15 protein-coding genes and 2 pseudogenes are annotated in these 18551 nt (G+C 57.3%); 5 read left to right on the forward strand and 12 right to left on the reverse strand.

Annotated features, from left to right (window positions below; genetic code table 11):
• Positions 1 to 437 precede the first annotated feature (437 nt).
• The 6 genes from RGCCGE502_RS21435 to RGCCGE502_RS21460 form a co-directional block, all read right to left on the reverse strand.
• Complete coding sequence (locus RGCCGE502_RS21435) at positions 438 to 740, reverse strand: putative quinol monooxygenase (RefSeq protein WP_040675378.1); 303 nt, start codon at positions 738 to 740, stop codon at positions 438 to 440.
• Between the two features lies 1 nt (position 741).
• Complete coding sequence (locus RGCCGE502_RS21440; protein WP_016556292.1) at positions 742 to 1677, reverse strand: ABC transporter permease; 936 nt, start codon at positions 1675 to 1677, stop codon at positions 742 to 744.
• Positions 1670 to 3244, reverse strand: coding sequence for a sugar ABC transporter ATP-binding protein (locus RGCCGE502_RS21445; protein ID WP_016556293.1), 1575 nt, complete (start codon positions 3242 to 3244; stop codon positions 1670 to 1672). The genes RGCCGE502_RS21440 and RGCCGE502_RS21445 overlap by 8 nt, the downstream gene beginning before the upstream one ends.
• Positions 3241 to 4407: a levoglucosan dehydrogenase gene (locus tag RGCCGE502_RS21450; RefSeq protein WP_016556294.1), complete on the reverse strand. Its 1167-nt coding sequence runs from the start codon at positions 4405 to 4407 to the stop codon at positions 3241 to 3243. The genes RGCCGE502_RS21445 and RGCCGE502_RS21450 overlap by 4 nt, the downstream gene beginning before the upstream one ends.
• A 124-nt stretch (positions 4408 to 4531) precedes the next feature.
• Positions 4532 to 5650 carry a substrate-binding domain-containing protein gene (locus tag RGCCGE502_RS21455; RefSeq protein ID WP_016556295.1) on the reverse strand — a complete coding sequence of 373 codons (1119 nt, stop codon included), beginning with the start codon at positions 5648 to 5650 and terminating at the stop codon, positions 4532 to 4534.
• A gap of 40 nt (positions 5651 to 5690) precedes the next feature.
• Entirely contained in the window at positions 5691 to 6503 is an 813-nt protein-coding gene (locus tag RGCCGE502_RS21460) for a sugar phosphate isomerase/epimerase family protein (protein ID WP_016556296.1), read from the reverse strand.
• 248 nt (positions 6504 to 6751) lie between these two features.
• Here RGCCGE502_RS21460 and RGCCGE502_RS21465 point away from each other — a divergent pair, with 248 nt between their 5' ends.
• From RGCCGE502_RS21465 to RGCCGE502_RS21485, 5 genes are all read left to right on the forward strand, one after another.
• A complete protein-coding gene (locus RGCCGE502_RS21465; RefSeq protein ID WP_244441777.1) occupies positions 6752 to 8047 on the forward strand; it encodes an ROK family protein in 1296 nt (431 codons plus the stop codon).
• 10 nt (positions 8048 to 8057) lie between these two features.
• A complete protein-coding gene (locus tag RGCCGE502_RS21470; RefSeq protein ID WP_019280260.1) occupies positions 8058 to 9062 on the forward strand; it encodes a substrate-binding domain-containing protein in 1005 nt (334 codons plus the stop codon).
• Positions 9063 to 9480: 418 nt separating this feature from the next.
• Positions 9481 to 10629 (forward strand): FAD-binding oxidoreductase, encoded by a 1149-nt coding sequence (locus RGCCGE502_RS21475; protein WP_016556299.1) that lies wholly within the window; start codon positions 9481 to 9483, stop codon positions 10627 to 10629.
• A gap of 27 nt (positions 10630 to 10656) precedes the next feature.
• Positions 10657 to 11778: a histidinol-phosphate transaminase gene (gene hisC, locus RGCCGE502_RS21480; RefSeq protein ID WP_016556300.1), complete on the forward strand. Its 1122-nt coding sequence runs from the start codon at positions 10657 to 10659 to the stop codon at positions 11776 to 11778.
• Positions 11775 to 13196, forward strand: a complete 1422-nt coding sequence (locus tag RGCCGE502_RS21485; RefSeq protein ID WP_016556301.1) for an FAD-binding oxidoreductase — start codon at positions 11775 to 11777, stop codon at positions 13194 to 13196. The genes hisC and RGCCGE502_RS21485 overlap by 4 nt, the downstream gene beginning before the upstream one ends.
• A gap of 9 nt (positions 13197 to 13205) precedes the next feature.
• On the opposite strand, the pseudogene RGCCGE502_RS21490 reads toward RGCCGE502_RS21485, so the two are convergent.
• From RGCCGE502_RS21490 to RGCCGE502_RS38805, 6 genes and pseudogenes are all read right to left on the reverse strand, one after another.
• Positions 13206 to 13519: pseudogene (locus RGCCGE502_RS21490) on the reverse strand (adenine nucleotide alpha hydrolase family protein); the annotation flags it as partial.
• Positions 13520 to 13545: 26 nt separating this feature from the next.
• Positions 13546 to 14085, reverse strand: a pseudogene (locus RGCCGE502_RS21495) (electron transfer flavoprotein subunit beta/FixA family protein); the annotation flags it as partial.
• Positions 14082 to 14768 carry an ABC transporter permease gene (locus RGCCGE502_RS21500; RefSeq protein WP_016556306.1) on the reverse strand — a complete coding sequence of 229 codons (687 nt, stop codon included), beginning with the start codon at positions 14766 to 14768 and terminating at the stop codon, positions 14082 to 14084. The gene RGCCGE502_RS21500 and the pseudogene RGCCGE502_RS21495, both read right to left, overlap by 4 nt.
• Positions 14769 to 14772: 4 nt before the next feature.
• Positions 14773 to 15480 carry an ABC transporter permease gene (locus RGCCGE502_RS21505; protein ID WP_016556307.1) on the reverse strand — a complete coding sequence of 236 codons (708 nt, stop codon included), beginning with the start codon at positions 15478 to 15480 and terminating at the stop codon, positions 14773 to 14775.
• Between the two features lie 106 nt (positions 15481 to 15586).
• The gene (locus RGCCGE502_RS21510; protein WP_016556308.1) at positions 15587 to 16384 is read right to left on the reverse strand and encodes a transporter substrate-binding domain-containing protein; all 798 of its coding nucleotides are present in this window, start codon (positions 16382 to 16384) and stop codon (positions 15587 to 15589) included.
• A 78-nt stretch (positions 16385 to 16462) separates the two neighbouring features.
• A complete protein-coding gene (locus tag RGCCGE502_RS38805) occupies positions 16463 to 18424 on the reverse strand; it encodes a DUF2817 domain-containing protein (protein WP_016556309.1) in 1962 nt (653 codons plus the stop codon).
• Between the last annotated feature and the right edge of the window lie 127 nt (positions 18425 to 18551).

Raw genomic sequence — 18551 nt, forward strand, 5'->3', positions numbered from 1 at the left:
GGACACGATCTGCGAACGAAATCGCGTTTAGTCGGGCACCGCGAAACAGTGTGTGGCCGGAGACGCGATCCCCTTCATTCTGAAACACCCGATCTTCAAGGCCAACCCTGAACTTTCTCTATGTTCAGGCTTGGGATCTGTTCACGCGACGTGCGGATAATTGCCTGATCTCTAACGCATGCTCTGATGTCACTTGTGGCCAACGTCGGAGGGTGCGAGTGCCTGGATGCGACGCTCCTCTTCGTCCGCATTTCCTTTTACTACTCCGGGTCCGGACGGAAAGGCCAGGATACCCGAGACCCTCCTGAAAATGGAGGGAGGAATGATCCAGGCCACATGTCGTGTCTCTCTCTCCAGCGAAAGTGGAGGATCAATAGCGAAGGAATTACCGGCAAGCGCCGCTTTCACAAAGTCTGAAGACCCTGCGTTGTTCGTGCTTAGCTTCGCCGTTCGCTGATCATCCTCAGGTATCGAATCTCAATTGGCTTCGACAAAAGTCGATCGAGTTGGGCGATCAGCGGCCTAAGGTGCGGCATCTCCATATGCGCGTCAAGCGCTGCTTGGCTGATCCAATTTTCATAAAAGACGAAAACACATTGATCGTCGGCGTCGACATGGAAATCGTAATTTATGCAGCCCGGCTCGGCCCGCGTTGGCACAACCTGGGCTTCGAGCAACGTCGCAAGCTCAACCTGGGCCCCAGACCGAGCTGTGACAGTTCCTATTATCGTGACAGTCACGTCAATTCCTTTTTTGGCTGAGTGCAACCGCGAAGATGATTATGGCGCCGCGTGCGATAAGCTGCTGACTGAACTCCAAACCCATTAAAATGAGGCCGTTGTTAATCAGCCCGATCATGAGCGCGCCCACAATTGTCCCAACAACCGTCCCTTTTCCCCCAAACAGGCTAGTGCCGCCGAGAACCGCTGCAGCGATAACCGAGAGTTCGTCGCCTTCGCCAAGCTGAAAACGACCAGATTGCAAGCGGCCGGCATAAAGCATGCCCGCGAGTGCGGCAGCGCAGGAGGAGATGACAAGCACCTTGAACTTGATGTTGCGGGTCTCGATACCAGAATAGCGCGCTGCCGTCTCGCCGCCGCCCGTCGCCAGAACCCGCCGGCCGAACCCGGAGCGCCGGAGAACGATATGGCCGATCACGCCGAGAATAATCATCCAGAAGAGCAGGACCGGAATTCGACCGAGATTACCACCACCGAAGAGCCAGGAATACGCCGGTGAAAGGATCGGGACGGCGGCAGTCGCCGAGATCCACATGGCCACCCCCTTGGCGATTCCCATCATGGCAAGCGTGGTCAGAAACGAGGGTATGCCTACCCTTGTTGTGAGCCAGCCATTGAACAGGCCGACAACAAGACCAGTCGCGATACCCACTGCTACTCCTGCAAATGGTCCACCAACGGCGATGGCCATCGCGACAGTGACCGTGCTGAGACCTGCAACGGCCCCGACGGAAAGATCAATCTCTCCCGATGACAAAACAAAGATCATTGCAATCGCCATAACCGCAATCATGGCAGTTTGCCGAACGATATTCAGGAGATTGTTGGGATTTAGAAAGCCCTTGTCGTTCAAAGCTACAGCAAAGATGACAAAGATTACGATAAATCCGATATAGATGATGTACTGGCGCCAGTTCGCGGAGACTGCATCAAGCATGTGAAACTTCCTGGCTGGATAGGGCTTTCTGGATCTCGACCTGCAAACGCTGCTCTGCCGCCTGCAGGCGATGCGCGAGGTCTCCGGCGGATGCCGACGGATCATCAAGAGCATCGCGAGGAAAATCCTTGTGGATGCGGCCATCCGACATCACGAGGATACGATCGCAAGCAGTCAGAAGCTCGGATAGTTCAGATGAAATAAAGATGATGGCCTTGCCGGCAGCGGCAAGCTCGCGCACCAGGCGAATGATCTCGGACTTGGAGCCGATATCGATACCTGCTGTCGGCTCGTCGAGGATGAGAATGTCGGGATTGCTGGCCAACCACTTGCCGATCACCACTTTCTGTTGATTTCCGCCGGAGAGCGTGGAAACGGCGTGGCTGCGGCTTGCAGCCTTAACGGCCAGACGCTTCATTTGTTGATCGGTCAGCGCGTTTACCGCGGTCGTATCGACGAGACCTCTCTTGGACAACCGACCGATAACGGCGAGAACCATATTCTCTGCGACAGAATGGGCTGGAATTATCCCTTGCGTCGCCCGTGCCTCCGGAACCAAGGCGATCCCTGCCTTAATCGCGTCACTTGGCGTGCGGATACGGGCCGGTACACCGGCAACACGAATCTCGCCCTCGGCGAGTGGCTCGATGCCGGCGATGACGCGGGCAAGGGACGACCGCCCCGATCCCAGTAACCCGGCAAGACCGAGGACCTCACCGCGACGTAATTCCAGCGAAATGCCTTGAGGCTTGTGAGCGCCGCTCGCATTTTGCAGTTCCAGAAGAATATCGCCTGTGGCAGTGGAGGTTCGTTCTATATCTGCGAGACCCTTCGAGCGTTTGCCGACAATGTGTTCGATCATAGTCTCGATCGGCAACTCGGTGAGTGGGGCGGTGATGACGTGCTTGCCGTCACGCAGAATTGTCGCACGATCGGCAATTCGCGAGATCTCATCCATTCGGTGGCTCACATAGATGATTGCCACCCCCCTCGCCTTTATCTTTCGCAGGAAAGCAAAGAGCCGGTCGACATCCGAAACCGACAACGCTGTTGAGGGTTCATCAAGAATGAGGACTTTCGCATCTTGAGAAATGGCTTTGGCAATCTCCGTAAGCTGCTTCTGCCCTGCGCCGAGGTCAGCGACAATCGCTTTCGGATTGACGGATACTTCAAGCATTTCGAAAATTGCGGCTGCCCGCCGTTCCGAATCGTCGTCGTCAATCAAACCCACGCGGCTCTGGGCTTCCCGGGTGAGGAAGACATTCTGGGCGACTGAAAGCGTGGGCACCAAGCTCATTTCCTGGTAGTTCATGGCAATACCAGCAGCGCGTGACGCCTCCGGGGTATGCGAAGTCAGCGGGACACCGCCTACCTCAATCGCACCTTGATCGGGTCGATGTACGCCGTTCAGGATCTTTAGGATGGTCGATTTCCCGGCGCCGTTGCCGCCAAGCAGCGCGTGCACTTCCCCGGGCATTACCTCGAAGTCAACATCGTCCAAAGCCCTCACACCTCCGAATGCCTTGGAAATGCCCGTCATGCGAACGGCCGGGAGACTTGCGTTCATTCCACTTTCTCCCATTTGCCGGTTTGACTGGAGCGCAACAGAGCGTCGGCTACCAGCTCGGTCAACAATCCATCCTCGAAATTCGGGCTTGGTTGCCGTCCCTTGGCAATGGCGGAGAAGAAGTCGAAGCATTCAATGATCTTGGTTTCCGAATATCCGATACCAAGTCCCGGGATCGGCCATAGGCCGTCGCCATAAGGGTGTGCCGGTCCGGTGTAGATGGTGCGGAAGCCCCTCGCGTCTCCCGGATCATCTGCAAACATGACTTGCAGCTCATCGCGACGCTCATAGTTGAAATGGATTGATCCTTTTGTGCCATGGATTTCCAGCGTGATGAAGTTGTTTCGGCCGTACGCGTTTCGCGTCGCCTCGAGGCTGCCAATCGCTCCATCAGCAAACTTGAGCATCGACACAATTTCGTCGTCGACATCCACCTCTCCACGTTCTGCATCCTTGGACTTTTCTGCCGCGCCAAGTTTGTCGACTCCGCCCTGCTGAAGCGGTCGAGTCTTGTTGTAGGTACTTGCAATGGCGGTGACCTCGGCGATCGGTCCGACAAGATAGTGAGCCAGGTCGACGACATGCGTGCCGATGTCACCCACGCTGCCCGAACCCGCGATCTTCTTCTGAAAGCGCCAGGAGAGCGGAGAGTCAGGATCAGCAGACCAGTCCTGAAGATAGGTGCCGCGGAAATTCAAAATGCGGCCGATCCGGCCTTCGTCGATGTATTTCTTGGCAAGCGCCACAGCTGGCGTGCGGCGGTAGTTGAATGCCACCATGTGTATGACGCCGGCTGCTTTGACGGCATCACGCATCGCTCGCGCTTCTTCGACGGTACGTGCCAACGGCTTTTCGCAAATGATGTGCTTGCCGGCGGTTGCCGCCTCAATGGCAATCTCGGCATGGACGCTGTTTGGCGTGCATATATCGACGATATCGATATCGGGTCGATTGACGACCGCACGCCAGTCGGACGACGCCTCTTCGAAACCGTAGCGGCGACGCGCTTCCTCGGCGGTGAAATCGGTGACGTCAACCACAACTTTGCGATGGGGAATGGCAGGTGCCGGCCAGAAAAACATCGGCATCGACGCGTAAGCCATAGCATGCGCCTTGCCCATGAAGCCGCCGCCGATCATGGCGACGTTCATAATCTTTGTCATCGATCTTCTCCTGATTCTTGGGCGGCAGTGCCTACCCGGTCAGCGCAATCGCCCCCGGCAAAACGTTGCCGGAGACGACGACTTGCGTTTGCGCACACGCTTGCTCGCGTGAAGCGACGCTGGACTATTGACCTAGGCTCGTCTTGATGTTGGCAGTCGCGTCGGTCGAGTAGACAGCCTTCCAGCCAGCAAGGAGCGTATCCTTCGTCACAGGCAGAGCGGGCAAGGCAACGAAAGCCGGCGCTTGTTTTCCAAGAAGGCCGTAGCCAGCAAGCTTTGCCTCAACCAGACCGGCATCGTAAGGCCGCTGCGCACCAAGGCCTTTCACGAAGCTTCCCTGCGCCATGGAGATTGCGACGTTTTCGCCCAGATCGCAGGTGGTGATGATCAGATCATCACGGCCCGCATTGCGTGCCGCGGAAATGACCCCCTCCGCGGGGACATCCCAGACCGCCCAGATACCCTTGATGTTGGGATTGGAGGTCAGGATCGCTGACGCTGCCTTTTCAGCATCACCCGAAAAGTCGGGGCCGCCAATGCCCTGTTCGGCGACAATCTTGATTTTTGGATAGTCTGAAGCAATCGTTGCCTTGAACGCGTCGTAGCGTTGCTTGGTGACGAAAAAGTCTGCAGCGTGGAAGACAAGGCCAATCTCGCCCTCACCATTTAAAGCCTTCGCCATCAGATGTGCGGCCGCGACGCCATTTCCATAATTGTCAGCCGACACCACGGAGATGTAGTCCTGTCCCGCTGTGAAGCCCGTTGGGACATTGTCCATGAAGACAAGTTTGGTACCCGCCGCTGCGGCTGCTTTATAGGCGGCTGCTGTGGCAGTTGGATCTGTTGGGATCGAGACAATGATGTTCGGCTTCTGTGCCATGATCGTCTCGATGTCGGAAACCTGCTTTTCAGGTTTGAAGCCGGCGTCGGTGACGGCAATGACTTTGATACCCATTGCGGCGAATTGTGTTTGCAGACCGTTGATCTGAGCACGGGACCAATCGTTCCCGCCGTAGTGCATGACAATTGCAGCCGTCGCGTTCATTGCTTTGATCTTCACCAACTCGTCCGCTGAAAGAGTGACAGTTGCGGCGGGTGTTGGCGCCTCACCCGACGGCCCCTTGGAGAGAACCGTTTCCTGCAATTTCGCAAGTGCAGCATCTGGATCCGCAAGGACGGGTGAGCCAAAGCCGATCGCCGTGGCCAAGGCAACGGAACAAAGAAGTGTGCGTCGTCTAATCATAGCTTCCTCCCAGAAGTGGGGCCATGCCCCAGTGTTGCCGTCAGGCTGATTTCAGATATTCCATTGTGGTTTTTGCCCCCTCAAGCGGGTCCGGCCAGGAATCAAGCTCAGCGCAAACCCAGCCGTTGAATCCGATGTCGCGCAGGGCAGAAATGATTGCATCCGTTCCAACATCACCCCTGTCTAGCGGCGTGAAGGCGAACGGCTCCTTTTGAAACCCTTTGAGGTGGACATAGCTGATACGCGAGGCGTGTTCCCTGATCATCTCGGCCGGATCGCCACCGGCAGCCGCCAGATGAGCGGTGTCCGGGCAGAAGTCGATGCTGGTCAGAGCGAAGATCTTGCGGACTTCTGCCGGCCCCTCGACAATAGTAGACAGGTGGGGATGGTAGTGCGCTCGCAAGCCCCGCGCCTCGGCGACTTCCTTGACCCGATCCAGGGCAGCGGCAAGCTTCTGATAGTCGGTTTCCCGCGTCCCATCAAAACGCTTGGCTCCCCCACCGATGACGATGTGCGGAGCCTTCAGCTCTGCAGCACGGTCAGCAGCGCGGGCAATTCTCGCGAGTTCCTCCGGCAGGATGTCATCGAAAATCAAGTTGCCACCAGAATATGTGGCGACAAGTGCCAGGCCGTGGTCATCGAGAAGCGACCGCATCTCGGCCACTGGGAGGTCTAGAAGATTTCCATCAAAAAGCTCGACACCCTGGTAACCGGCCGCGGCAATGTCGGCGACGGCACGCCTCATATCGCCGAAGGTCCGATACGAGAGCTGAGTAATGGATGTCACACCGACGGCGTTGCCACCGAGGTCTCCCCAGCAATTGGCGTGATAGGCAAGCTTAAAGTTTCCCACCAGGGCTCCTCCCACAGGACCGGTTCCACTTTGCACCATATTGTTAGGCCCACAAAAAACTGATGTCAATTATTTTTCGGCGTAACTTGCCACTCTTTTGTTGATTTACTGCAAAAGAATGTTGTTGCCTGCGTAAAGCGTCACCTTTATCAACGCTTTACAGGCCTTGGAGGAGAGGGATGACGCGGGCGCAATCGGTGGCACCTAGATCGGCTGATATGCGGCAGAAACGTAAAGGGCGGCCTCCGGTGTCGGAGACAGCGGCCCCAAGTCTCGTGGAAATTCTCAACCTTGTACGAAGTGGAGAAGCCACCACACGTCAAGAAATCGAGCGAGAAAGTGAGCTTGGTCGCGCGGTTGTCGCTGATCGCCTTGGGACCCTGGCTGATCTCGGCCTCATAGACGAGAGCGAACTCGGTACCGCCACCGGAGGACGAGCACCGCGCCTTGTCCGTTTCGCCTCTGATCGTGGGTGCATCCTGGTCGCCACGCTCGACCAGACGGCAATCGGTGTCGGTATCGCCGATCTTGGTGGAAAGCTTCTTATGGAGCACCATGAGGACAGCGATCTGACCCAGCCCATTGGGGTAATCTGCGACCGACTGATTGCGCTGTTCCGATGGATTCTCGAGCGGTATGCTGCCGGCTCTGAGCTATGGGCCATTTCAATTTCTGTGCCGGGGGTTGTACCCGACAGGGGAGATTCGCCGTTCCAGCTCGCGACTCCGGCCATTCTTCCGGGGTGGGAAAAATTCCCGTTTGTCGAAAATCTGGTCAGCGTCTTCGATGCGCCTGTCTGGATGCGGTCAAGCGTCGAGACAATGACGATGGGCGAACTTCATGCCGGCGCAGGCATTGGGCATAGAACGATGCTTTACGTGAAGGTCGGCAAACGCATAGGAGCCGGTCTCGTCACGGATGGGGAGCTTTACAGGGGCGCCCAAGGCGCGGTCGGTCTGATTGGTTCTGTTCCCGTCTTCAACTCAGAGCGGAGTGGTACCCTCGAGGCAATGGCTGGTTCCGATCAAGTCGCCAGGGAAGGTCGCGCGGTCGCTGACAATGGTACAAGTCCAATTCTTGCCGAGCACCTACGCCGCAATGGAGAGGTGACTGCTAACGACGTCGCGAATGCAGCCCATATGGGGGACGGCGCGGCAATCGATATCCTGTCTCAAAGTGGCCGCCTGATTGGTCAGGTCGTCGCGACCATCGCCAATATGCTGAATCCGGAAATCATCGTACTGTCGGGCTCGATCGGGCAATCAAACGATATTCTGCTCGCATCTGCGCGGGAGGCAATCTACGGCGCGTCTCACCCTCTGGTCAGCCGTGATCTCCAGATCATACGGTCCCAGATGGGCAGTTCGGCGGGCCTCGTCGGATCGGCCATCGTGGCGACCGAAGGACTTTTTGCGCCTGCCATGCTGCGCGATTGGATTATGGCCGGAAAGCCACAAGCTCACCACTTGTTGCAGCAGATGAAAGATCGAATTGCCCGCGACGCCCCCTCGCGAGCACAGCTAACGCGGCCGCCAGATACTTGAGGAGGAGTGGATGGCAATATCAGGATTGGGACCACACGGGGAGCGGGCTTCCGCACCTGAGCGTGTGCTCTTGCTGCCGGAGGATCTCGCGCGCGCCAGGTTCAGAAATTTTCGTGTCGGCATCGTGCTCCACACCCTGGAGAGCGACTGGGCCCAACAACAACTGGCAGGACTAGTGGGAACACTGGGCGACTGCGGCGTTGCGGTAATCGACGTAGTCGACTGCGGATTTACCCCTGAGCTCCAGATCAGAGCGCTGGATCGATTGATTGCCGAACGTGCAGACGCAATCATCTCCCTTCCGGTTGCCAATACCAAGGTTGCGGCTGCTCACGCGCGCGTGGCAGAGGCCGGTATCAAACTTATTTTGCTGGACAACGTCCCGACGGGTCTCCTCCCCGGCAAGGACTACGTTTCGCTGATTTCAGCAGATAACTTTGGCCTGGGTAAAATTGCATCAGAGGGCCTCGCCTCACATCTGCCTGATAACGCTGACCTCGGAGTTCTTGGCTACGACGCCGATTTCTTTGCGACCAACGAGCGAGAGATTGCGTTCGTAAAATGGATGCAGATCAACAGGCCAGATGTCAGACTTCATGTCCGACGGTTTGCCTCCCTGAGCGAGGTAGGCGCTATTGCGCGCGATTTGATGACCGCTCATTCGGACATGGCCGGGATGTTTGTTGTCTGGGATACACCGGCAATGGCGGTCGCACAGGCCATGAAAACGATGAAGCGCAAGATTCCCATGTCGACCGTCGACCTTGGGCGCGACGCGGCAATCTCGCTTGCTGCCAACCACCCAATCGTAGCCATCGCGGCACAACAGCCTTCAAGGCAGGGCGAAGCAGCCGCCTCCACGACCGTGACTTCTCTCCTTGGACGTTTGGTACCTGCTTGGATCGCCCTTCCTGGCGTCGCCGTCGACAGGTCCAACGTTGTCGAGTGCTTTCAAACGATCTGGCGACGGCCAGCGCCAAAGGAAGTTCTCCGGAAACTGAAGTTATTAAGCTAGTACGCAGGGAAGCTTTTGAATTCGGTGGTGCGGTTTAGATCGAAGCGCAAAGAGCGACAAGAGCATGTGTCGCAAGACCGGAATTTCGTTGGCGAAGCTGTCTTTCGACGCCAATCACCGCACGACGTCGATCCGTGGTCGTACGGGCCATTCGCAAAAGGATGGACAGCGGTGACGCGGAGGGGCGCCTTGGCTCCGCCTCCCACCGAGCGCGCATCCAATCTTCCCTTGTTAGAAAATCTTAATAAGAACACACCCGGATCCAGATTGTCCCCGACGTCTGCAATCGAAATAATCAGAAGAAGGGACGGTCCATATTCGGTCACCGGAGCAACGTCTCAGCCGCGGAACCGCGGCGAGACATTCATAGCGAAAATCGCATTCGCCTGACTGACTGCAGACAAATGCAACAGTCCGAATGCACCGCGCAGCAGGGGTGCTCGGGAACATGTCTAAAATTTGTGATCCGCGTTTTCGACCATTCAAAGTGGTGAAGAAAATTCGGGAAAGCGCCAATATCACGTCGTTCTATCTTGAGCCTTTAAATCCCGGCCATTGGCAGGTCTTCGAAGCTGGCCAGTTCTTGACGTTGCGGATACCCCATCCGTCTGGCGATGCACCGATCGTGCGAAACTACACGGTTTCCTCGTCGCCGGCAGAGACTGCCTTCTACCGCATAACGGTGAAGCGAGAAGCCTCTCTAAAACCCGAGTTGCCAGACGGCGTCGGCTCCTTGTGGCTCCATGACAACGTGGAGGAAGGCGCACTTCTTCAAATCGATGGCCCGCGTGGTGCTTTCAAGTTGGACTCCTCCAGCGACCGGCCTGTCATTCTCCTATCCGGGGGCGTCGGTCTAACTCCGGCCATGTCGATGCTTAAGGTACTCGCTACCCAAAGCGATCGCCGAGTGTGGTTTATTCATGCTTGCGACAGCGGCAACGTCCACGCGCTCAAGGCGGAAACCGACCAGCTAGCAGCCAGTCGCGGCGGCATCGAAGTCCACTACTGTTATCGCTTCCCCAGTGCGCAAGACGTCTCTGGAGGGGGGTTCCACTCAAGCGGATTTGTCACACGTCAAACGTTGCAGGGCCTTCTTCCGCTCGACGACTATGAAGTCTACATGTGCGGCCCGCCGCCGTTTATGCAGGCGATGTATGATCTGCTTACCGGCTTGGGAATTGACCGCAAGCGGATAGCGTACGAGTTCTTTGGTCCAGCCTCACTGCTGGCACCCGCTGCGGCGAACGATGCGAAAGTCGCAAAGCCAGCCCCTGAAGAGCCGATCGCGGATACGTCTAACGGTGGCCTGACGGTCAAAGTGCAGGAAACGGGTAGAGAGCTGATCTGGGATGACACCTCCGAATCTCTTTTGAGCTTCCTTGAGGCTCGCGGCGTCGAACCGCCGTTCTCGTGCCGCGTCGGGGTTTGTTCGGGTTGTCTCCAGGGGTTGGTGTCTGGAGAGGTCGAATACATCGAAGATCCGCTGGACGAAGTCCCAGAAGGAAAGATTCTTCTCTGCTGCTCACGACCGAGAAGCTCGGTCGTGCTTGATCTGGCGAACGCGTAACACCCATTGAAACCCAAGGAGTCACCGATGGCGAGTCCAATCAAGCTCAATCCTAACGTTGCCGGCTTGCCGGCTTACAATGCCGGCATGAATGTTTCCGCCGCTCAACAGAAGACGGGGCGCACGGACGTCGTCGGGCTCGCGAGCAACGAAAATCCATTTGGCTGCAGCCCAACGGTGACTGCAGCACTCCGCGGCGTCGACCCGTCAAAATATGCGGACTCAACTTGCACCGTCTTGCGCGGGGCGCTGGCCGATAAACTGGGTGTTTCCTCGAACCATATCGTGGTGGGGAACGGCTCGGAAGAAATGATTGCCGCTGTTTGTCGAGCCGCGTCGCGCTTCTTCTCCACGACCCTGACGGTCACACCGGGTTTCGGCCTCCACGAAATCGAACCAAAAGCCAACGGCGCCAAGGTGGCAAAGGTGCCAATGACCGCTGACCTGCAATTCGACATGCCGGGCATCGTTGCCGCCCTTCAAAAAAAGCCCTCAGTATTCTTCATTTCGTCGCCGTCCAACCCGGTCGGACCCGCATTGAGTCGCGACGAGCTGAGACAAATCATCGACGCAGTCCCGGCGGAAACCCTGCTGGTTCTCGACGAGGCATATTACGAGTTCCGGGGTGAAGGCATGCCAGATGGTCTCCAGGAGCTTCAGGAGAGCGACATTTCCTATGTTGTGCTCCGAACATTCTCCAAGGCCTACGGTTTGGCTGGCTTGCGCGTCGGTTATGCAGTTACGTCTGATGACCTGATCGCAAAAGCTATGTCCGCAGCGAAGACCCCATTCAACGTGAATGCTGCGGCACAAACTGCAGCAGTCGCGGCACTTCAAGACGAGGAGTGGATGGTCGAATCCGTCGCCAAAATAGTGTCTGAACGTGCTCGAATGGCCAGGGAGATTTCATCACTCGGCTTGTTCTCACCCGACTCGCGAACCAACTTCCTTTTTGTCGATGTCGGGTGTGAGAGCAATCAGGCGTTCGAACACTTCCTCAATCAAGGCATTGTCGTGAAGCCTTGGAAAGAACTGGGATATTCTACCTTCATTCGCGTCACAGTCGGTAAACCCGCTGATAACGACAGGTTCCTCGCCGCCCTGCGGCAACTGGTGGCTGAGAGGCCCAACTTCGGGAGTTTTCGATGACGGCCGTTGAACAATCCGGCCGTTCGAACCTTCCAGAAGCGTTCCTTGCGGAGGTTCGCCGGATCGTCGGTCAACTGAATCTGAAAGAGGGCGACGCCGTAGGAAATCTGGACTATGGGGTTACCGCCGACAATCTTGGGGCGCTCGCGGTTGCACTCCCTTCGTCCACTGAGGAGGTCGCGGACCTCGTAAAATGTGCAAACCGCCACCGCGTTTCAGTCGTTCCTCACGGCGGCCGCACCGGACTGGTAGGCGGTGGCGTGTCGTCGCCTGAAGAGATTGTCATCTCCACTGCACGCCTCAATAGAACGCTTGAAATCTTCCCAACAGAACGTGTGGCGATCGTCGCGGCAGGAGTGACATTGCAAACTCTCCAGGAAGCCGCACGTCAGCACGGCCTCGAGCCCGGCATCGATTTGGCATCGCGGGGGTCGGCCACGATCGGCGGAATGGTATCGACGAATGCGGGAGGCGTTGCAGCGTTCCGGTACGGTGTCATGCGTCACCGAGTGCTGGGGATCGAAGCGGTCATGCCGGACGGCTCCACCTACTCCGACCTTACACGCGTGATCAAAAACGCTGCGGGCTATGACCTGAAGCACCTTTTCATCGGAGCCGAGGGCACGCTCGGGATAGTGACCCGCGCGGTCATCAAGTTGGAGCCAGTCCCCCTGGCAACAGCCACCGCCATGTTTGCGCTTCCAGGTCTTGGCGCCGTGTTGGATGCAACGGATTTGGGTATTCGTATCCAACGGGGGAATCTCAGAGCCGCCGAAGCGATGTGGCGTTCCTTTTTCCAGCTTACGTCAGTCGAACAAGGCTGGACGGCTTCTGACTATGACAACAGCAGCCCCTTGCATCTCCTAATGTCTCTTGCCGGTGCAAATGAACCGGATCTGCTTGAGGCGTTCGAGGGGATTTATGAGACACTTGCCGTCAAGTATCCTGACGTTTCTGCAGTAGTAGCAACCTCGCAGTCGCAGGAAGAAGAATTGTGGCGCCTCCGCGAGGATACGGACCTGATCTATCGGAAGCATCCGGCCGCACCGTCTTACGACGTCTCGGTCCCCCTATCGGAGATAGAGGGTTACGTCACCCGCATTGCATCAGGACTGGAGAAGATTGATGCAAACCTTGCGCCCTACATCTTCGGTCACATCGCCGACGGTAATCTCCACATCGTTCTGAACGCCGCCGCAGCCGATTGTGCACGGGAAACGGTGGAGGCGGTGGAATCCGTTTTATACCGTGGTCTCCATCGTCTCGGGGGCTCGTTTTCCGCAGAACACGGGGTGGGACGGAAGAGAATTGGTGCGCTCAGCGATCTGACGGACCCGGTGAAGCTTTCGTTGATGAAGGTCATCAAGGCGGAACTGGATTCGCTTCGAATTCTCAACCCCAATAAAGTAATTCAATAGCTCTGGTCTGAGCGTTGCCACGCGCGGCAGCACGTTCTTGCCGGTCGAGGTAGCAGCGGCGATGATCGTGTCATAGCCTGCGGCCAGCGATACGATCAGGTCGGCCAGTGGCTCGGCCAGATTGTTGGCAAGCTCGTCGCTTTCGGCAAGCAGCACCTTGGAAACGCCTGACAGTTTGGCGGCAGCCTTGGCGCCTTGCCGGCGACAAGCACGGTGATATCGCTTCCCTGTCCCTTGGCGATGTGGCTTGCCACCGTCAGCGTCTTGGCGGTCTGGTCGGAAAGGTGGCTGCCATCGTGGTCATCCAGAAGAAGAATGGCCATGGATATGATCTCCCTTTCTCGAACCCTAGGACGCCGGCTTCAGTCTTCAGCTTTTCGACAGCTCGGCGACCGATTTGACCTTGACGCCCGCCTTGCGGCCGGACGGCTCTTCGGTCCTCAAGACCTTCAGGCGAGGCGCGGTGGAGACGCCGAAATCGGCAGGAGCTTGTCTGTCGAGCAGCTTCTTCTTCGCCTTCATGATGTTCGGCAGCGAGGCACAGCACGGCTCGTCTGTGGTGACGACGGCAGGAAGCTTGACGTCGATGGTCTGCAGCCGCCGTCGACTTCGCGCGTCACGGTTGCCTTGCCGTCCCCGATCTCGATCTTCAGGGCGAAGGTCGCCCGGGCCGGGCCGAGCAGCGCCGCCAGCATCTGGCCCGTCTGGTTCGAGTCAGCATCGATCGCCTGCGTCTCTTCAGCCTTGGCAGGACCAATCGAGACGACCACCACTTCCTCCGCCTTGCCGGCTTTCTTCCGCGTAGCGCCTCTTCCACCGAGATCTCGTCGAACGGGTTCATAGACATCTTCACATTCGCGAGCTCGACACCTGTGCCATCGCCGGTCAGCGACCTTCGTACCGCATGAGGCGCCGTTCGAGCAGACTGATCGCCATGATCAGAGTGAGGTTGACAACGAGATAAATCGCCCCGGCGATCGCGAAGATTTCGAAGATCGCGAAGGTCTGGCTCATTAGGCGTTTGGCATAACCGGTGATCTCGAGGACTGTGATCGTCGAGGCAAGGCTCGTACCTTTGATGACCAGTATGAGCTCGTTGCCGTATGCTGGAAGCGCCTGCCTGATCGCGAGCGGAAACTCGATCCGGCGGAAGCGCAGCAAAGGAGACATCCCGCCCGCTTTGGCCGCTTCTTTGAGGCCCACGGGTATCGACATGAGCCCACCTCGAAGAATTTCGGACGTGTAGGCCGCAGTGTTGAGAGCGAGACCCATCACGGCACATCGCGTGCCGTCACTGATGACCCACCAGGTGAAGGGGTTGTGTTTGATGAATGCGATCTGTCCGAGACCGTAGTAAAAGAGAAAGAGTTGGACCAGCAGCGGCGTTCCGCGGAAAAGCAAACTATAGCATCTGGCGAAGCCGGCGAGGTACCGGTTCTCCGATAGCCGCATCAGCGCGAGACCGAGGCCGAAGTTGAAGCCGATTGCCACCGAGATCACGGTGATCAAGATCGTCGCCACCAGCCCTTTGGCCAATACTGGGAGAGCGAGCTGGATCAGTTCAGTATTCATGGTTCTACTTCCTCGATCTCAACCGCAGTAAGCGCTCTCCAGCATCAAATCCTGTCTGACTGACAAGGGTGATGATCAGATAGACGACAGCAGCGATCAGAAAGAAAATCAGTGGCTGGCGTGTGTTGCCGGATCCGACGAAGGCCGCGCGCATGAGCTCCTGAAGGCCGACGACGGATACGAGAGCAGTGTCCTTAATTGTGGTCTGCCAAACGTTGTTCATGCCCGGAAGGGCAATACGAAGCATCTGCGGTAGGATGATCTTGAAGAAAATCCTACGCCCCGGAATGCCCAGTGCCCGAGCAGCTTCGATATGCCCGGCAGGTATCGCCGCCAACGCACCTCTCACGACTTCAGTCGAGTACGCTCCGGATACGGTCGAAACTGCGATGACCGCGATGATGAAGGCATAGCCGCTGTCGGCCAAGCCAGCATAGCCGAAGGCGGTCGCCACCTGAGTCACAAATTCGATCGACGAAAAAAACAGGAGGTAGATTATGAGAAGTTCGGGCACGCCTCGAACAAGGGACGTGTAGACATCGATGAAAAGCGTTAGAGGAAAGACCCGCGCCCATTTTAGGATACCGCATGCCGTGCCGATGATAGCTCCCGCAGTTATGCTGAGCGCGCCGACGGTGATGGTGACCATCGTTCCGTACATCATGGCGATGAGCCAGCCATCTCGCCATATCTGAATGAAACCTGTTTCCATTACATTTGCCTTCGTGTTCAAATTCATGGCCCGAGGAGTTGTCGATCGGACCACAATCGCGTAGCAGCGGCCTTATTGCCCCGCGCCACGGCGCGGGGCGCCCTGGTCATTCGCAGGGACGAGAAATGTCCATCTTGAACCACTTCATGCTGGCTTTGCCGATGGAACCGTCTGCCACGAGATCACACAGCGCCTTGTCGACTTTCGTCTTCAGTTCCGTGTTGTCTTTTGATATTCCGACGCCGATGCCCTCCCCGAGAGACGCATCGAACTTGCTCTGGATCTTCACATCGACGAACTGGAAGTCCTTGCCTTCGGGCTTCCCAAGGAAGTCCTGAAGGGCCGATGCGTCCGCAAACGCGGCATCGACGCGACCCGATACCAGGTCAATTTGCATGTTGTCGAGCGTGTCGTAGGTTTTCAAAGTGGAGTTCGGCAGCCGCTTCTCCACGAAATGCGCGTGCGTCGTCCCGGTCTGAACACCGATGGTCTTGCTGTCAAGGTCGCGCAGCAGCGGTTCTACCTCCCGAAGGCCGGCGATGTCCGAGGATTTGGGCACCACGAACATGTTCGCGAGTTCAGCGTATCCGACGGAGAAATTGATCTCCTTCTTGCGATCAGCAGTTATCGACATGCCCGAGATGATTACATCGAAGCGCTTCGCCTTGAGCGCAGGAATCAGTCCATCGAACGCCTGTACGACGAAGTGACATTCGACATTGAGCTTCTTGCAAAGCAGATTGCCGACATCGGCGTCGAAGCCCGTGACGTTTCCTGCCGAGTCAGCCATGCTCCAGGGAGGATATGCACCCTCGGTACCAATGGACAGCTTGCCCTCAGCGGCGATTGCCGAATTTGCGAGCGACAACAGAATGGCACCGAGCGTCAAGATACCGAATTTCATTGCGATCCCCTTTTCATATTCTGGTTCAGATCGCGTCGCGGGAGGTTTGCCTCGCGACGCAAGGTTAGCAAAAAGCCCTCAAAGGGTCCTGGATAGGAATTGCCGAAGCCGTTCCGATTTCGGGTTAGTGAAGACGTCTGCTGGACTACCCTCTTCCTCCACCTTTCCTCTGTGTAGGAAGAGAATCTTGTGAGATACCTCGCGCGCGAATTGCATCTCGTGCGTCACGAGGATCATCGTATTTCCTTCTTCGGCGAGTTGCCGGATCACGCGGAGGACCTCGCCCACCAATTCCGGATCCAGTGCCGACGTCGGTTCATCGAAGAGTATGACCTTCGGTCTCATAGCCAGGGTCCGCGCGATCGCAGCGCGCTGCTGCTGTCCCCCAGACAGTTGCCCCGGATACTGGGCGTGCTTGTCGAAAAGACCGACCTTTTTTAGAAGCTGATGCGCGTGCTCAATGGCATCTTTCTTGTCCTCGCCGAGAACATGCGTCGGCGCTTCGGTGATGTTCTCAAGCACCGTCATGTGTGGCCAAAGATTGAAGTTCTGAAAGACCATCCCTACACGGGCTCTGATGCGTTCAACCTGACGCATATCAGCGGGAGCGGATTTCCCTTCCCGGAGCGACTTCATCCTAATCTCCTCGCCGTCAACGACGATGCGGCCTGCGTTGGGTATCTCCAGGAGATTCATGCATCGCAGGAAGGTGCTCTTTCCCGATCCGGAAGAACCGATCATGGATACGACTTCCCCAGCATGGGCCGTGAGACCGACGCCGGTGAGAACCTCCAGCGCTTCATAGCTCTTATGAAGGTCTTGCACCTGCACGGCAGGCCGCTCGATGCGGCGGCTTGGGATCGTCACCGCGGGTGGCCACGCGATATCGCTTTGTCCGACGGCGATAGGAGTGAGCTCCGCCTCCGGAGCTATCGAATTCAACTCCTTCAATCCCCGCTCGAAGTAGCGAAGGCTCGCGGCAAGACAGGAGCGCTGCCATTCGATGTCCGTCGGGATGAACGCAAGCTTCAGCGTGTCCTTGATCTTCCTGCCGATCGGAGAATCGATCGTTCCGTACAGGTGAAGCCAATTGTCTGCTGTCACCGCCTCCATGACCGATCGACTGTCGAGTGTGCCGCATTCGATAACCAGCGGCAGGACTCGGGTGTCCGGGAGCGCTTGGCGGACAAAGCCGGAAACATAGCCGGTGGCAGTCGCCGCTATACCAGTATCGGTCTTGGCGCCTGGACCCGTCCGGACGATGGTAAGCGCCGGTCCGAAGAGACGCTTGCCCCAGTCGATGCCAGGATGGTCCGCGTTCGACACTGACAGCAGGCCTGGATAACCATACGGGCCGGCGCCAGTATGCAGGTCAAATATGATCGCATTTTTCGACTTGGCTGCGAACTTTCTCAGGATCTCTTGAAGTGTGCGGTTCGACCAGACCGGTCCCTGACCGCCATAGTACATTCCGTCCCTGAACTCATATTGTCCTGCTTCGATCACCGCGGCCAGCCCCGCCTGGCCCAGACTCTCTCTTGCACGCTCCAGAGCGTCGTCCGCTTGGTCGCGCATCGATCGGTCCTTATCAGGACAGGCGAATGCCGCGTGCAACTCCCTGTAGCCTACGTTTTGCGGTGGCTGGTCATTCCAGTCGATGAAGTTCCGATTGAGATCAACGTTGTCTTCGTTGGTGCGGCGGCTCCAGGCTGTGCCCCATGGGTTTATTAGATGTACCATCAGGACCGCTGTATCGACCGGCAACTGCCATCCGGGATTTGCTGAAAGCCATTCAGCCTGACACGCCGAACCGAATTGCCCCTCCACGCCGTGCGTACCAGAGATTACGATCAACATTTTCGAAGCATCGCGCGAACCGATATGCGCGACGTCGGTGAAGAGGGTCTCTCCATCTGGCCCGTGCAGCGGATGCTCGAATTCGAAGAGCGTCGCGTTTGCCCTGCGTGCGGACGCAAGGAACCGCTGGCGCAGAATATTGTAGTTGACGGAAAACAGCTCAGGCTGCCGCTCGTGGCGCATGAGGTAAACTCCCAGTTGTCTAGTGGAAGGCCGGCCCCTTCGGCCTTCCACTAGATATGTTCCCTGATTCCCATCCCGCGGCAGGCGCGCTCAGACTCGTCAGACGGGGTCTCTGTGTTTGGATACA

Origin of the sequence: Rhizobium grahamii CCGE 502, assembly GCF_000298315.2 — a bacterium.
Classification (GTDB): domain Bacteria; phylum Pseudomonadota; class Alphaproteobacteria; order Rhizobiales; family Rhizobiaceae; genus Rhizobium; species Rhizobium grahamii.

Excerpts from the sequence above, each read along its gene's own strand:
- RGCCGE502_RS21485 (WP_016556301.1), top strand. The coding sequence starts at position 11,775 with ATGACGGCCGTTGAACAATCCGGCCGTTCGAACCTTCCAGAAGCGTTC.
- RGCCGE502_RS21470 (WP_019280260.1), top strand. The coding sequence starts at position 8,058 with ATGGCAATATCAGGATTGGGACCACACGGGGAGCGGGCTTCCGCACCT.
- RGCCGE502_RS21475 (WP_016556299.1), top strand. The coding sequence starts at position 9,481 with ATGCACCGCGCAGCAGGGGTGCTCGGGAACATGTCTAAAATTTGTGAT.
- hisC (WP_016556300.1), top strand. The coding sequence starts at position 10,657 with ATGGCGAGTCCAATCAAGCTCAATCCTAACGTTGCCGGCTTGCCGGCT.
- RGCCGE502_RS21445 (WP_016556293.1), bottom strand. The coding sequence starts at position 3,244 with ATGAACGCAAGTCTCCCGGCCGTTCGCATGACGGGCATTTCCAAGGCA.
- RGCCGE502_RS21500 (WP_016556306.1), bottom strand. The coding sequence starts at position 14,768 with ATGAATACTGAACTGATCCAGCTCGCTCTCCCAGTATTGGCCAAAGGG.
- RGCCGE502_RS21510 (WP_016556308.1), bottom strand. The coding sequence starts at position 16,384 with ATGAAATTCGGTATCTTGACGCTCGGTGCCATTCTGTTGTCGCTCGCA.
- RGCCGE502_RS21505 (WP_016556307.1), bottom strand. The coding sequence starts at position 15,480 with ATGGAAACAGGTTTCATTCAGATATGGCGAGATGGCTGGCTCATCGCC.
- RGCCGE502_RS21455 (WP_016556295.1), bottom strand. The coding sequence starts at position 5,650 with ATGATTAGACGACGCACACTTCTTTGTTCCGTTGCCTTGGCCACGGCG.
- RGCCGE502_RS21440 (WP_016556292.1), bottom strand. The coding sequence starts at position 1,677 with ATGCTTGATGCAGTCTCCGCGAACTGGCGCCAGTACATCATCTATATC.
- RGCCGE502_RS38805 (WP_016556309.1), bottom strand. The coding sequence starts at position 18,424 with ATGCGCCACGAGCGGCAGCCTGAGCTGTTTTCCGTCAACTACAATATT.
- RGCCGE502_RS21450 (WP_016556294.1), bottom strand. The coding sequence starts at position 4,407 with ATGACAAAGATTATGAACGTCGCCATGATCGGCGGCGGCTTCATGGGC.